Below are 15,324 nucleotides of genomic sequence, written 5' to 3'. Positions count from 1 at the left end.
GCTGTCAAAAAAGGTTGGCGGATTGGGGGCAGGGCACAGCCCTTGTGGCGAGGGGATTTATCCCCGATCGAGTGCGAAGCGCTCGCCTGCTGACTGCATGGCAGTACAGTATTGGGGGGCGCTTCGCAGCCCAGCGGGGATAAATCCCCACGCCGCAAGGGCAGGTTTCGCTTAAAGGCTGAACCGCCCAACCATGCTGTTCAAGTCCACGGCCAGGCGCGACAGTTCGGCACTGGCGGCGCTGGTCTGGTTGGCGCCAGTGGCCGATTGCACCGAAAGGTCGCGGATGTTCACCAGGTTGCGGTCCACTTCACGGGCCACTTGGGCCTGTTCCTCGGCGGCGCTGGCGATCACCAGGTTGCGTTCGTTGATTTCGACGATGGCGGTGTTGATGGTGTCCAGGGACAGGCCGGCACCACGGGCGATGTTCAGCGTCGACTCGGCACGTTCGGTGCTGTTGCGCATCGAATCCACGGCGTGTTCGGTGCCGCTCTGGATGCTGCCGATCATGCGTTCGATCTCGCTGGTCGACTGCTGGGTGCGATGGGCCAGAGCGCGCACTTCGTCGGCCACCACGGCGAAACCACGACCGGCCTCACCGGCACGGGCCGCTTCGATGGCGGCGTTCAAGGCCAGCAGGTTGGTCTGGTCAGCCAGGCCGCGGATCACGTCCAGCACCTTGCCGATGTCACGGGACTCGTTGGCCAGGTCGCCGATCAACGTGGCGGTGCTTTGCACATCGGCGCTCATGCGCTCGATGGCGCTGACAGTTTCCTGTACCAGGTCGCGACCGTCACCGGCAGAGGCGGTGGCGTCTTTCGAGGCTTCGGAGGTGCTGACCGCGTTGCGCGCCACTTCTTCGACGGCGCTGGTCATCTCGTTGACTGCGGTGGCGGCCTGTTCGATTTCATTATTCTGCTGGGTCAGGCCACGGGCGCTTTCGTCGGTGACGCTGTTGAGCTCTTCGGCGGCGGAAGCCAGTTGGGTGGCCGAGCCGGAGATCCGTTGCAGGGTGTCGCGCAGTTTGTCCTGCATGGTCGACATCGCCCGCAGCAGGCGACCGGCTTCATCGTTGCCATCCACGGTAATCGGTCGGGTCAGGTTGCCCTTGGCGATTTCTTCGGCGGCGTCCAGGGCGCTGCCGATCGGACGGGTAATGCTGTTGGTCAGCAGCCAGGCGAACAGCAGGGTCAGGCCGGTGGCGATGACCAGCAGCGTGACCACCCAATTGAAGGCCGTTGAATATTGTTGGGTCGCACCCTGATTGAGGGCCTCGGCTTGCTGGTTGTTGATGTCCACCAAGCGGGCGATCGCCGCGTTGATGGCGTCTGAGTTGCTCAGCAGTTCAGTGTTGAGCAATGCACGCAGTTCATCGAGCTGATTGTTGCGCGACAACGTTTTCATCCGCTCTTCGAGCTGGCGGTATTGGCCCAGCAATTGAACGTATTGATCGTAGGCGGCCCGCTCTTGCGGGGAGCTGATGAGTTTTTCGTAGGCGCTTTGAGCCGTCTGGATCTGCTGGTTGCGTTGCTCGAACAAGCTGAAGGTTTTCTGCTGGACGTCCGGTTCGCGGTTGACCAGCAAGCGATAGGACAGCACGCGCAGACGCAGGGTCAGCGAGGTGAATTCATCCAGGGCCTTGATGCTGGGCACGCTGTTCTGGACGAGGCTTTCGCCGGATGCACGGATTTTGCTCATCTGGCTCAGGGCGAACACCCCGAGGGCCAGCATCAGGGCGCCGATCAGGGCAAACCCCAGGAACGCCCGCGGCGCGATATTCATATTACGTAGGGACATGGAAAGTACCGGAAGGGGGCGCGTCCGTGCGGGGGTGGTGACAGGTGTTCCCTGACTTATCGGTCATACGACTAAAGTCTTGAGTCGCTGCGTGCTTTTGTCGCAGGGCAGCGCCTGCTGCGCGACGAAGGGCGGGAACCAGATCTTCCATTCACAGTCTTTACAGCTCGCCAGCGAAGCACCGCCGCCCCAAGTCGTGGCATTGACGGTGACTTTTCTTTATCGTACGCGCCCCCTTGAAAAAGCCTGGAAATCAATATGTTGGAAACATCCCTCAGCCAACTGGAACAACTGGTCAACGACCTGGTGCAACAGAACCGTCAACTGGCCGGCCTGAATGAGACCCTGAACGCGGAACTGGCCAAGGCCAAGGATGAAAATGAAAGCCTGCAACTGAGCCTGATGGAACAGGAAGAGCTGCACGGCACCACCGCCGCGCGCATCCAGGCCCTGATCGAGCGCGCCAGCGCCGGTCCTGTCAGCGCATGAAGCATGGCGCCGACGGGGTGACGGTCGTCTCGATTCTGGGAGAGGACTATTCAATCAAGGCGCCGGCCGGGCAGGAACAGGCCCTGCTGGACGCCGCTTCGATGCTCAAGGCCGCTCTGGCCGACACCAAAAGGAAATACCCGACGCTGATCGGTGATCGTCTGCTGGTGCTGGCGGCCATGAACCTGTGCTCGCAGCAGATGGAAATGCAGAAGCAACATCAAGCGGAACTCGACCGTTACCAAGAGCAAGTCAGCGCCACGGTCGAGGTCATTTCCAAGACGATTCAGCAGGCTTGAAGTCGCAACTTGGCTTACAAAGCGTCGTTGTCTGTACTTAAGTCATCGCGAGCAGGCTCGCTCCCACATGGGGCTGAGTGAACGCAATATCCGTGTTCACCGCCGATTCACTGTGGGAGCGAGCCTGCTCGCGATTGGGTTTCAGCCGCGCCGCAAGAACTGGATCAGAACCACTCCTCCCGCATCCCAAGGCAGGTATCATCCCGCGCCTCAAGCAGCGCCAGCTCATGCTGACAACCCGGCACTTCCCAGGTCAGGAAATACCGCGCCGCTTGCAGCTTGCCCTTATAGAAGTCGGTGTCCGTCGCGTTCCCCTTGGCCAGGCCTTCCTCGGCCCGAATCGCCTGCTCCAGCCAGCGCCAGCCAATCACCATGTGCCCAAACACCTTGAGATACAGCGCCGAGTTGGCGAGGCTGCTGTTGACCTTGCCTTGGGCCAGGTCCGTCAGCAGGCCCAGGGTCACCGTTTGCAGGCGCGCCACCAGGGCTTCCAGCGGCTGACGCAAAGGCGTCAACGATTCGTACGCCTGGGCGCGTTCGCTGGTGTCGGCCACCAGGCGGATCAGTTGCTTGAGCCCTGCACCGCCGTTTTGCGCCAGTTTGCGGCCCAGCAGGTCCAGGGACTGGATGCCGTGAGTACCTTCATGAATCGGGTTCAAGCGGTTGTCGCGGTAATACTGTTCGACCGGGTATTCGCGGGTATAGCCGTGGCCCCCCAGAATCTGGATCGCCAGTTCGTTGGCTTTCAGGCAAAACTCCGATGGCCAGGATTTGACGATGGGGGTCAGCAGATCCAGCAACTCATGGGCGCGTCTGCGCTCGGCTTCGCTTTCAAGGGTGGTGGTGTCGTCGAACAGGCGTGCGGCGTACAGGCCCAAGTCAAATGCGCCTTCAACGTAGGCCTTCTGGGTCAGCAGCATGCGACGTACATCGGCGTGCTGGATGATCGCCACGGGAGCGGTGGTGGGGTCCTTGCTGTCGGGCACCCGGCCCTGCGGACGTTCGCGGGCGTATTCAAGGGAATACAGGTAGCCGGCGTAACCCAGCATGACCGCACCCATGCCAACGCCGATCCGCGCTTCGTTCATCATCTGGAACATGTAGCTCAGGCCGTGGTGCGGTTTCCCCACGAGGTAACCGACGCATTCGCCGTTGTCGCCGAAGTTCAGCGCCGTGGAGGTGGTGCCGCGCCAGCCCATCTTGTGGAACAGCCCGGCCAGCAGCACGTCGTTACGCTGGCCGAGGCTGCCGTCGTCGTTGACCAGGAACTTGGGCACGATAAACAGCGAGATGCCCTTAACGCCGGGTGGCGCGTCCGGCAGTTTCGCCAGGACCATGTGCACGATGTTTTCCGACAGCGGATGATCGCCGCCGGAGATGAAGATCTTGTTGCCCTTGAGCCGATAAGTGCCGTCGGATGCCGGCTCCGCACGGGTACGAATATCCGATAGCGAAGATCCGGCGTGGGGTTCGGTCAGGGCCATGGTGCCGAAGAAGCGACCATCGATCATCGGTTGCAGGAAACGTTGTTTCTGCTCCTCGCTGCCGAAGCTTTCGATCAGGTTCGCCGCGCCCATGGTCAGGAACGGGTAAGAGGTCGAAGCGGCGTTGGCCGACTGAAAGTGCGCGAAGCAGGCTTGGGACAGCAGCGTCGGCAATTGCATGCCGCCGGCGTCGAAACTGCGTGCGGCATTGAGAAAACCGGCCTCCAGGAAGGCATCCACCGCCGGCTTTACTTCCGGAATCAGGATCGCCTGACCGTCCTCGTAGCGCGGCTCGTTTTCATCGTTCTTGCGGTTATGCGGTGCGAAATATTTTTCGGCGATGCTGCGGGCGGTGCCGATGGCCGCGTCGAAGGTTTCGCGATTGTGCTCGGCGAACCGCTCGCGCTGGGTCAAGCCCTCGGCATCAAGGACTTCATACAGCTCGAAAGCCAGATTTCGGGAACTGAGCAACGTCTCGGACATGGCGGCTTACCTTTTTTGGGAATGGGCCGAGTCTAGGCGTGGCAATAGAGGCTGAACAGGATGATTGATTTGGGTGATGGAGGAGAGAGGGCGACGCTAATCAAAATGTGGGAGCGAGCCTGCTCGCGATAGCGGTGGGTCAGTCAGGAATGTTGTCGACTGATCCACCGCTATCGCGAGCAGGCTCGCTCCCACAGGGATTTTGATGACCAGGCACCCATTGCAGATGCCTGGTCTACAGCGGTTTAGCCGATGGTCATCAGGCTGGCGTTGCCACCCGCCGCAGCGGTGTTGACGCTCAACGCCCGTTCGATCACCAGACGCTCCAGTGCAATGTTGGTTTCGCCCTGGGACAAGCCTTGGACTCCGACAATGGCGCCGGCACGCTTGGCCACTTGCTGGCAAACGCTGCGCAGTTGATCCGAGTCGCCATGATGCAGGACGGCGTCGTAAGCCACTTCGTCCTTGGCCCAGTCGGAAACCCGCTGGATGCGCGCTTGAATTTCTTTCGGCAAACGTGCGAACAGAGCTTTGCTGGTGTCGGTTTCCGGCCAAACAGCCGAGCCGCCTACCGCCAGCACCGCGGCCAGTTGCGTCAGCAGATCGCCCTCTACGTCCGCCAGGCACAGCACGTGCTCGCGGGGCAGGATGGCGTAGCTGTTGCGTTCGCCGGTCGGGCCGGTCAGTTGGCGGGTGATACCGCTTTGCGACTGAGCCGCGAACTGTACGCACAGGGCGCTCAATTCGGCGAGTTTCTGGCTGTCTGCCCAGGCTTGCAGGGCGGTCAGCGGCTTGCTCATGGCGTCACGCAAGCGCAGGTCTGGCGCGTTGAGGGCGTCGTCACGGACGAACGACTGCTGGATCGCATCGGTAGGCCGTGTCGACAGCAGGCGGTACAGGTACAGCGGACCACCGGCCTTGGGACCGGTGCCCGACAGGCCTTCGCCACCGAACGGTTGCACGCCGACCACGGCACCCACGATGTTGCGGTTCACATAGACGTTACCGGCATGGACGTTATCGATCACCTTGGCGATGGTCTCGTCGATGCGGGTGTGTACGCCCAGGGTCAGGCCATAACCGGAGGCATTGATCTGGTTGATCAGTTGATCCAGTTCCTTGCGCTTGTAGCGCACTACGTGCAGCACCGGACCAAAGATCTCACGCTGCAGCTCGTCGAAGCTTTCCAGCTCGATCAGGGTCGGCATCACAAACGTGCCGCGCTTGCACTCGGCGCTGTCGGCGATTGCCATCTGGTACACGGTGCGACCTTTGTCGCGCATGGCCTGGATGTGTTTCTCGATACCGGCCTTGGCTTCAGCATCGATCACCGGGCCGATGTCTACCGACAGGCGCTCCGGGTTGCCGAGACGCGATTCAGCCATGGCACCCTTGAGCATTTCGATGACGCGGTCGGCCGAGTCTTCCTGCAAACACAGGACCCGCAGGGCGGAGCAACGCTGGCCGGCGCTGTCGAATGCTGAAGACACCACGTCGATGACCACTTGTTCGGTCAGGGCCGAGGAGTCGACGATCATCGCGTTCTGGCCACCGGTTTCGGCGATCAGCGGGATCGGACGCCCCTGGTTGTCCAGGCGCCCGGCGATGTTGCGCTGCAACAGACGAGCGACTTCGGTGGAACCGGTGAACATCACGCCTTTGACCCGATCATCACCCACCAGGCGGGCACCGACGGTTTCGCCACGGCCCGGCAGCAGTTGCAGCACGCCTTCCGGAATACCGGCTTCGAGCATCAGGCGCACGGCCTGGGCAGCCACCAACGGCGTCTGCTCGGCAGGCTTGGCCAGTACCGGGTTACCGGCGGCCAGCGCGGCGGCCACTTGTCCGCTGAAAATCGCCAGCGGGAAGTTCCACGGGCTGATGCAGACCACCGGGCCCAGTGGGCGGTGGGCATCGTTGGTGAAGTCGTTGCGGGCCTGCACTGCGTAGTAACGCAGGAAGTCCACGGCTTCACGCACTTCGGCGATGGCGTTGGCGAAGGTCTTGCCGGCTTCGCGGGCCAGCAGGCCCATCAACGGCTGGATCTCGCCTTCCATCAGGTCGGCGGCGCGCTCCAGGATCGCAGCGCGCTCGGCCGGTGGCGTGGCCTGCCAGATCGGCGCCGCGTTGAGGGCGCACTGGATGGCGTTGTCGACGTCAGCGACCGTGGCTTCCTGCACATGGCCGACCACGTCACGGTGATCGGACGGGTTCAGCACCGGTGCCGGTGCTTCTTCGCTGGCTGCGCAACCGAGCATCGGCGCGGCTTTCCAGTTGTTATGGGCGGTGGCCAGCAGGGCGCAGGACAGCGAGGCCAGGCGATGTTCGTTGGCCAGGTCGATGCCGCTGGAGTTGGCGCGTTCGCTGCCATACAGGTCACGCGGTAGCGGGATGCGCGGGTGCGGCAGGCCGAAGCCGCCTTCCAGGGTTGCCATCTGCTCGATGCTGGCTACCGGATCGGCCACCAGCTCCTGAATGGAAATGGACTGGTCGGCGATGCGGTTGACGAACGAGGTGTTGGCACCGTTTTCCAACAGGCGACGAACCAGATAAGCCAGCAGCGTCTCGTGGGTGCCGACCGGAGCGTACACGCGGCACGGACGGTTCAACTTGCCTTCGGAAACTTTGCCTACAACCTGTTCGTACAGCGGTTCACCCATGCCGTGCAGGCACTGGAACTCATACTGGCCCGGGTAATAGTTCTGACCGGCGATGTGGTAGATGGCCGACAGGGTATGGGCGTTGTGCGTGGCGAATTGCGGGTAGATGGCTTCCGGCACCGACAGCAGTTTGCGGGCGCAGGCGATGTAGGAAACGTCGGTGTACACCTTGCGGGTGTAGACCGGATAGCCTTCCAGGCCTTCGACCTGGGCGCGTTTGATCTCGCTGTCCCAGTAGGCGCCTTTCACCAGGCGGATCATCAGGCGGTGACGGCTGCGGCGGGCCAGATCGATGACGTAGTCGATCACGTACGGGCAACGCTTCTGGTACGCCTGGATCACGAAGCCAATGCCGTTCCAGCCGGTGAGCTGTGGTTCGAAGCACAGGCGTTCCAGCAGGTCCAGGGACAGTTCGAGGCGGTCGGCTTCTTCGGCGTCGATGTTCAAGCCGATGTCGTATTGCTTGGCCAGCAGGGTCAGCGACAGCAGGCGCGGGTACAGCTCTTCCATGACGCGCTCGTACTGGGCGCGGCTGTAGCGGGGGTGCAGGGCCGAGAGCTTGATGGAAATGCCCGGACCTTCATAAATCCCGCGGCCGTGGGACGCCTTGCCGATCGAGTGGATGGCTTGTTCGTACGAGGCCAGGTACTTCTGGGCGTCATGTTCGGTGAGTGCGGCTTCACCCAGCATGTCGTAGGAATAGCGGAAACCCTTGGTCTCGAATTTGTTGGCGTTGGCCAGGGCTTCGGCGATGGTTTCACCGGTGACGAACTGCTCGCCCATCAGGCGCATGGCCATGTCGACGCCCTTGCGGATCATCGGCTCGCCACTCTTGCCAATGATGCGGCTCAGGGAGGAAGTCAGGCCCGCTTCATTATGGGTGGCGACCAGTTTGCCGGTCAGCAGCAGGCCCCAAGTGGCGGCGTTGACGAACAGCGATGGGCTGTTGCCCAGGTGCGGGTGCCAGTTGCCGGTGCTGATCTTGTCGCGGATCAGTGCGTCGCGAGTACCTTTGTCCGGGATACGCAGCAGCGCCTCGGCCAGGCACATCAGCGCCACGCCTTCCTGGGACGACAGGGAAAACTCCTGCAACAGCCCCTGAACAATACCGGCACGGCCGCCGGCACTCTTCTGGTTGCGCAGTTTTTCAGCAATCGAGGAGGCCAGTTTGTTGGTGGCTTCGGCCATGTCTGCCGGCAGGCGCGCCTGCTCGATCAGCATCGGCACCACTTCCGGCTCCGGACGACGGTAAGCGGCGGTGATAGAGGCGCGCAGGACCGATTGCGGCAAAATGCTTTCGGCAAACTCCAGGAAGCACTGGTGCGCGTGGTCGACCTGGACGTCGCCGGCTTCATCGTTGTCGGCGCGGGTCGAACCGTTCAGTTCGGTCAGGGTTGCACCACCCTCGAGTTTTTCCAGGTAATTGAAAATTGCCTGCTTGATCAGCCAGTGGGGCGTGCGATCAATCGAGGTTGCGGCCGCCTTGAGGCGTTCGCGGGTTGGGTCATCGAGTTTGACCCCAAGGGTGGTGGTAGCCATATTTTTATCCTCATGTTTACCACGTATTGCGTGGCATCAGCTGGCGGCAAGATTAGCTGCGAGCTGGCCGAGGTGCAACCGGGTGCAACCTTTTTTCGTCGAAAAAATAAGCAGCTCATCAGGAAAGCAAAATTCGCGGCGTGAGCGGTGCTTCTGCTTAGTGCATTGGCTTCTAGCCAAAGGTTGATATCGCACTAAAAGGGAGCAAAAAACGGTCATTTGGCGAAAAAACCGACTGGGTGCAACTGAATCGAGCGAAACTGGTTGCACCTTATTTCATTTGTTGAATAGCATTCGTCGCCAAGGTGCAACCGGCTCGAAGCCGAGGGGCATCGGCTGATGGCTTTCCTGGGGAAACATCAGTCATAAATTCGCGGGTCCTGGAAACGTCAAGCAAGGTCTATGGTTGTCTTGTCGACGCTTCCTACTGCCACCGCTACATAAAAACAAAGCCAGGGCGTAACTCATGAGTGTTAGTAATCCCACCCTGATCACTTTCGTGATCTATATCGCTGTAATGGTCCTGATCGGCCTGATGGCTTATCGCTCCACCAATAACCTTTCCGATTACATCCTGGGCGGTCGCAGCCTGGGCAGCGTCGTGACTGCATTGTCCGCCGGTGCCTCCGACATGAGCGGCTGGCTGTTGATGGGCTTGCCCGGTGCTATCTACATGTCCGGCCTGTCGGAAGGCTGGATCGCCATCGGCCTGATCATCGGTGCCTACCTGAACTGGCTGTTCGTGGCCGGTCGCCTGCGGGTACAGACCGAGCACAACGGTGACGCGCTGACACTGCCGGATTACTTCTCCAGCCGTTTTGAAGATACCAGCGGCCTGCTGCGGATCATCTCTGCGGTGGTGATCCTGGTGTTCTTCACCATCTACTGCGCTTCCGGCATCGTGGCCGGTGCCCGTCTGTTTGAAAGCACCTTCGGCATGTCCTACGAGACAGCGCTGTGGGCCGGTGCGGCGGCAACCATTGCCTACACCTTCATTGGTGGCTTCCTGGCCGTGAGCTGGACCGACACCGTACAAGCGACCCTGATGATCTTCGCGCTGATCCTCACGCCGATCATCGTGCTGCTGGCGACCGGCGGCGTGGACACCACGTTCCTGGCCATCGAAGCGAAAGATCCTACTGCTTTCGACATGCTGAAAAACACCACGTTCATCGGCGTGATCTCGCTGATGGGCTGGGGCCTGGGCTACTTCGGCCAGCCGCACATCCTGGCGCGTTTCATGGCTGCTGACTCGGTCAAGTCCATCGCCAAGGCTCGTCGTATCTCGATGGCCTGGATGATTCTCTGCCTGGGCGGCACCGTGGCTGTCGGTTTCTTCGGTATCGCTTACTTCTCGGCGCACCCGGAAGTGGCCGGCCCCGTGACCGAGAACCCTGAGCGTGTGTTCATCGAGCTGGCCAAGCTGCTGTTCAACCCATGGGTGGCCGGTGTGCTGCTGTCGGCGATCCTGGCAGCTGTCATGAGCACCCTGAGCTGTCAGTTGCTGGTGTGCTCCAGTGCCCTGACCGAAGACTTCTACAAGGCTTTCCTGCGCAAGCATGCTTCCCAGTTGGAGCTGGTCTGGGTCGGTCGCGCCATGGTGTTGCTGGTGGCAGTGGTTGCCATCTTCCTGGCTGCCAACCCGGAGAACCGTGTCCTGGGTCTGGTGAGCTACGCTTGGGCCGGTTTCGGTGCTGCCTTCGGTCCTGTTGTCCTGATCTCGGTGATCTGGAAAAACATGACCCGTAACGGCGCGCTGGCAGGCATCCTGGTGGGAGCGATCACCGTGATCGTCTGGAAACACTTCGAGCTGCTGGGCCTGTACGAAATCATCCCAGGCTTCATCTTCGCCAGCCTGGCTATCTACTTCGTCAGCAAGATGGGCTCGCCTACCGCCGGTATGCTGCAGCGCTTCGAAGCGGCTGAGAAAGATTTCCGCCTGAACCAGTAAGACCTCCAGCGAGGCCTTGACGGCTCGCGCGAAGCTTCTGAATAGAGAAACGGCCCGTCCTCCCATGGAGACGGGCCGTTTTTTATGGGCATCAGTCCAGCTCTGTGTCGGGCTGATTGAGAAATATCAGCACGCCCAGTAGCGCCATGTAGGACCTGAAGGCTGCGTCCTGGCCATTCCAGATTTCTGATTGCCACATCAGAAACCATTCCCCGCCGACGACCATGAAGCCAAAGAACCAGACGAAGAAACCCACCGTCAAACCGATGATGGCGCAGCGTTTGGCCTGAGCGAAAACCACGCTCGGGGTTTTACGTGCCTGCCATAGTTCGAGCGCGCCATAGCCCAGCAAGCCTGCGGTGAGCGCTTCGCCAAGGATGATCAGCCAGTAGGCGCCGTGCCATGCCCAAGGCTGGTCGATGGCGCGATAGCGCGCGGCATTGTCGGGAAAGGTGGTGTCCATACTCAGCACGTGATGGACGAAATTGAAGTTGGAATGGTAGTCCGTGATGTTGTTGAACACGGTCAGCAAGGCGAAAGCGGCGAGAGCCAGGGTCATTGCGATTTTTGCGTAGCGAGTCGTCATGGGTTGCGTCCTTTGCTTTTTTGCGACGAAAGGACGTTAGCACGGCCCAGTGCGGTCCTGAGGCCGTCAGGTTGTAGGAATTTGCTGATTGTTTCCTGCGGCGACTTCGGTCACCACCATGCGCGGAATGTCTGTCGGAAAACGCAGCGGACAATGCGGCTTTAATCTCCTTGAATGTAAGGCAATTCTGTTTTTCCTGAGGTCCGATCAACTCTCCCTGGTGCTCATGCAGAATCGCCCGCTTTTATTCAGCAGAGGCACATCGGATGTTCGCGCCTGCCAACCAACCACGTTTCACCCTGGCACTCGACAGCGGGCCGAATGAACTCAAGGTGCTTGAGTTCAGGGGCAAGGAAGCCATCAGTCAACCCTATTGCTTTGATCTGGAACTGGTCAGTGAGCGGCCGGATCTGGCGCTGGAAGAGCTCCTGCATCGTCAGGCCTTTCTGGCTTTTGATGATCAGGGGCGGGGCATACACGGCCAGGTTTATAGCGCGGCCCAAGGCGACTCGGGCAAGCGCTTGACCCGTTACCAGATCAGACTGGTACCACGCCTGGCTTACCTGGACCATCGAATCAACCAGCGGATTTTCCAGCACCTGAGCGTGCCGGCAATCATTACCCTGATCCTGACGGATCACGGGATTCAGGGTGACGCGTTCCAGTTCAACCTCGGTGGGCAATACCCCGAACGCGAATACTGTGTGCAGTTTGGTGAAAGCGACCTGGCCTTCATCGGGCGGATCTGCGCCGAGGCCGGGATCCATTATCACTTCCGGCACAGCCGCGACGGCCATCTGTTGGTGTTCGGTGACGACCAGACGGTGTTTCCCCGCCTGCCCGAGGCGACGTTGTATCTGCCCGGCAGTGGCATGGCCGCCAGCGAGCCGGCGATCAAGCGCCTGGCTGTGCGTCTACAGACCCGGACCACGGCGGTGACGCTGCGTGACTACGATTTTCAAAAGCCCGGTCTGCTGTTGCAAACCAGTCTGGACAGTCAGCAGCAACCGGCTCTGGAGGCGTATCACTACCCCGGCCGGTTTTCCGATCGCGACCATGGCCGGCACCTTACCCGGCGCGCACTGGAGCGCCATGGCGCCGACCACCGTCTGGCCGAGGGGCGCAGCGACCAATGCGCACTCGTCAGTGGGCACTTCCTCCAAATCAACGGGCATCCTCGAGCGCAATGGAACGATCTCTGGCTGCTCACGCAAGTCACCCACCATGGGCGCCAGCCACAAGTGCTGGAGGAAACGGTCGGTGACAGTCCGGATGAGTTCCAGGGCTACAGCAATACGTTCCTCGCCACCCCCTGGGATGTTTTCTTTCGTCCGCCCCTGTCCCACGAAAAGCCAGCCGCCCACGGTTATCAGTCGGCGGTGGTGACGGGGCCGGTGGACAGCGAGATCCATTGCGACGAATACGGACGGGTCAAGGTGCAACTGATCTGGGATCGCCACGGTCAGCGCGACGAGCACTCCAGTTGCTGGCTACGGGTGGCCACGGGTTGGGCCCATGATCGCTATGGCAGCGTGATGATTCCCCGGGTCGGCATGGAGGTGCTGGTGGGTTTCATCGACGGTGATGTGGACAAGCCATTGGTCGTGGGCTGCCTGCCGAACGGCGCGACCCCGGTGCCCCTGGACCTGCCGGCCGATAAAACCCGCAGCATATTGCGCAGCCAGAGCAGCCCTGGCGGGGGCGGTTATAACGAATTGCGCATCGAGGATCGCCAGGGCGCCGAGGAGATTTACCTGCGGGCTCAACGCAACTGGACCCAGCATGTGCTGCATGATCAGCGGGTTCAGGTTGATCACGAACGCAGCATCGTTGTCACCGGCACCGCGCGGCATGAGCTCAAGGCCGATGAGTTGCGCATCACCCATGGTCAGCGCCAGGTTGAGGTCAGGCAGGATGATCATCTGGTGGTGGCCGGCGAGCGGCATATACGGGTAACCAGTCAGGCCCTCAATGCCACCCAGCAATTTCACGTCAGCGCCGGGCAGCAAGTGGTGCTGGATGGCGGCGTCAGCGCGACCATTCAGGCCGGTGGGCATTGGATCAACATCGGGGCTGGGGGGATCTTCAGCAGCGTGCCGATCCAGGTGGGTGGGGCACCGATGACGGCCAGGAGTGCCGCGCCAGGTTTACCCGGCAGTCCCGAAACACATGTCGCGGCCGCAGCCGCGCAACTTTCCCTCGCGCAAGTTTTCAGCCTGCAGGGCCAGGCGCCATTCTGTGAGGAGTGTGAGCGTTGCAAAGGAGGCGTCTGCGAACCATTGCCGGTGATGCCCAGGCGGGCTGGTGTCCAGGAGCGTCCATGAGTACCGGTCAATCTCCCCGCGCCTGGCTTGAGCAACAGCCCTTGCAGGCATCCGAGCAGCTCTACGCCATTTTCAGCAGCGCCAGCACCGCCGGGCCGCTGATGGCCTGGAGGCGTTCGATGACGGTGGCGCCCAGCCCGATCTGGGCCGATACGCCTTACGCCGACTGGGAAACGGTCATGCCCTATGTCGGAGCTGTCGCCCCGGACAGCGAGTTTCTTGACTGGGTCGCGACGACCGACTCGCTTGATTGGGGCTGGCTGGCGGTGACCGCTTGCAGCCAGCAAAGCCTTGCCGAACATCTGCGTGGGCTCACCCAGGTTCTGCTGCCCGGTGGCAAGTCGGTTTTTTTCCGCTTTTGGGATGGGCGTTTTATCCAGCCGATCCTGCGATCGGATGCGGTGGAGGTCAGCCAGCTGTTGCCCGCCATCAGCCGTTGCCTGATCAACGGTCGGTCTTTCGAGATCCCGGGAAATGCCCTGCGCCCGGCCCGGGCGTTCCCCTGGTGGGAAGTGCCTGCGCTGTTGTTGCAGGAACTGGCCGGGGATACGACGGACTGTCTGCTCAATAACCTGCTCAAGTGGTTGAGCGAAGAGCATCCGTATCTGTTCGAACAGGCCGACGAAAGCATCCTGCGCTGCAAGATCAGGCATTTTCTTGGGGCGCCAGGGATGGTCCATGGGCCAAAAGCCCCCCTGCAAGAATACTTGATGCAGGAGTTGGGCAGATGACCACCGGGTGTGGTCACGGCCCTTCCGTTCGGCTGCGACCCCCTGACGTTGGGCGCGCTTCAAGGTAAACTCCTCGGCCTTCGCAGGAGCCGCCATGAATTATCGCCACGCCTTCCACGCCGGCAATCACGCCGATGTGTTCAAACACCTGACCTTGACCCGTCTCATCGCTTTGATGTCGCGCAAGGAGCAGCCCTTCGCCTATCTCGATACCCATGCGGGCATCGGTCTGTACGACTTGCAGGGCGATCAGGCCAATCGTACCGGCGAATACCTTGAAGGCATCGCGCGGTTGTGGGGCCAGGAGGATCTGCCCGCGCTGACCGCCGACTACATGAAAGTGCTGCATGAAATGAACCCGGACGGGCAGTTGCGTTACTACCCGGGGTCACCGGAACTGGCGCGGCGCCTGACCCGTCCGCAGGATCGGGTACTTCTGAACGAAAAACATCCAGAAGACGGTGTGCTGCTCAAGGACAACATGAAAGGCGATCGTCGCGTGGCGGTGCACCTGGGCGAAGGCTGGCATGTGCCCCGGGCGCTGCTGCCGGTGGCGGAAAAGCGCGGCCTGATGTTGATCGATCCGCCCTTTGAGCAGCTTGATGAGATGCAACGCTGCGCCGCGTCACTCAAGGAGGCCATCGGCCGGATGCGCCAGACAGTGGCAGCAATCTGGTACCCGGTGAAAGACCAGCGGATGTTGCGCCGTTTCTACCAGGACCTGGCCGGCACCGGTGCGCCGAAATTGTTGCGAGTGGAATTGCTGGTGCATCCGCTGGCCACGCCCAATAGCCTGAACGGCTCCGGCTTGGCGATTGCCAATCCGCCATGGGGGCTGGAGGAGGAATTGCGCGAGCTGCTGCCTTGGTTGTCGAAGAAGCTTGGGCAGACCCAGGGCGGCTGGCAGATGGATTGGTTGATCGCTGAAAGCTGATCAGATGCATTGATACCGTCTGATAGGGCGCCTTCGCGAGCAAGCCC

9 protein-coding genes and 2 pseudogenes are annotated in these 15,324 nt (G+C 61.2%); 6 read left to right on the top strand and 5 right to left on the bottom strand.

From position 1 onward, the window contains the following. Positions 1-171: 171 nt before the first annotated feature. Positions 172-771: pseudogene (locus HQ912_RS28255) on the bottom strand (methyl-accepting chemotaxis protein); the annotation flags it as partial. Positions 772-1,074: 303 nt separating this feature from the next. Next, positions 1,075-1,731, bottom strand: a pseudogene (locus HQ912_RS28250) (MCP four helix bundle domain-containing protein); the annotation flags it as partial. A gap of 324 nt (positions 1,732-2,055) precedes the next feature. Between HQ912_RS28250 and HQ912_RS26140 the strand changes: the two are divergent. Both HQ912_RS26140 and HQ912_RS26135 read left to right on the top strand, forming a co-directional pair. Beyond that, on the top strand, positions 2,056-2,286 hold the full coding sequence (locus tag HQ912_RS26140; protein ID WP_047225924.1) for a hypothetical protein: 231 nt from the start codon (positions 2,056-2,058) through the stop codon (positions 2,284-2,286). Continuing rightward, a complete protein-coding gene (locus HQ912_RS26135; RefSeq protein WP_047225923.1) occupies positions 2,283-2,585 on the top strand; it encodes a cell division protein ZapA in 303 nt (100 codons plus the stop codon). Before HQ912_RS26140 ends, HQ912_RS26135 begins: the two co-directional genes overlap by 4 nt. Before the next feature lie 164 nt (positions 2,586-2,749). Here HQ912_RS26135 and HQ912_RS26130 read toward each other — a convergent pair whose 3' ends face one another. After that, positions 2,750-4,552: an acyl-CoA dehydrogenase gene (locus HQ912_RS26130; protein ID WP_107321426.1), complete on the bottom strand. Its 1,803-nt coding sequence runs from the start codon at positions 4,550-4,552 to the stop codon at positions 2,750-2,752. A gap of 245 nt (positions 4,553-4,797) precedes the next feature. Further along, the gene (gene putA / locus HQ912_RS26125; RefSeq protein WP_047225921.1) at positions 4,798-8,751 is read right to left on the bottom strand and encodes a trifunctional transcriptional regulator/proline dehydrogenase/L-glutamate gamma-semialdehyde dehydrogenase; all 3,954 of its coding nucleotides are present in this window, start codon (positions 8,749-8,751) and stop codon (positions 4,798-4,800) included. Between the two features lie 466 nt (positions 8,752-9,217). On the opposite strand from putA, the gene putP reads away from it, so the two are divergent. Continuing rightward, the gene (putP, locus tag HQ912_RS26120) at positions 9,218-10,702 is read left to right on the top strand and encodes a sodium/proline symporter PutP (protein WP_047225920.1); all 1,485 of its coding nucleotides are present in this window, start codon (positions 9,218-9,220) and stop codon (positions 10,700-10,702) included. Between the two features lie 91 nt (positions 10,703-10,793). Here the strand turns inward: putP and HQ912_RS26115 are convergent, their stop codons facing one another. Beyond that, the gene (locus HQ912_RS26115; protein ID WP_107321427.1) at positions 10,794-11,288 is read right to left on the bottom strand and encodes a DUF2165 family protein; all 495 of its coding nucleotides are present in this window, start codon (positions 11,286-11,288) and stop codon (positions 10,794-10,796) included. 266 nt (positions 11,289-11,554) lie between these two features. On the opposite strand from HQ912_RS26115, the gene HQ912_RS26110 reads away from it, so the two are divergent. The 3 genes from HQ912_RS26110 to HQ912_RS26100 all read left to right on the top strand — a co-directional run bounded on the left by HQ912_RS26110 (position 11,555) and on the right by HQ912_RS26100 (position 15,277). After that, a complete protein-coding gene (locus tag HQ912_RS26110) occupies positions 11,555-13,612 on the top strand; it encodes a type VI secretion system tip protein VgrG (RefSeq protein WP_107321428.1) in 2,058 nt (685 codons plus the stop codon). Continuing rightward, on the top strand, positions 13,609-14,343 hold the full coding sequence (locus HQ912_RS26105) for a DUF4123 domain-containing protein (RefSeq protein WP_076382942.1): 735 nt from the start codon (positions 13,609-13,611) through the stop codon (positions 14,341-14,343). The genes HQ912_RS26110 and HQ912_RS26105 overlap by 4 nt, the downstream gene beginning before the upstream one ends. A gap of 94 nt (positions 14,344-14,437) precedes the next feature. Then, the gene (locus tag HQ912_RS26100) at positions 14,438-15,277 is read left to right on the top strand and encodes a 23S rRNA (adenine(2030)-N(6))-methyltransferase RlmJ (protein ID WP_076382940.1); all 840 of its coding nucleotides are present in this window, start codon (positions 14,438-14,440) and stop codon (positions 15,275-15,277) included. Positions 15,278-15,324 lie beyond the last annotated feature (47 nt).

Source organism: Pseudomonas sp. MPDS (genome assembly GCF_013283895.1).
Taxonomy (GTDB): domain Bacteria; phylum Pseudomonadota; class Gammaproteobacteria; order Pseudomonadales; family Pseudomonadaceae; genus Aquipseudomonas; species Aquipseudomonas rhizophila.
The sequence above is the reverse complement of the archived record's forward strand: the minus strand, read 5'-3'. Positions and strand labels throughout refer to the sequence as shown.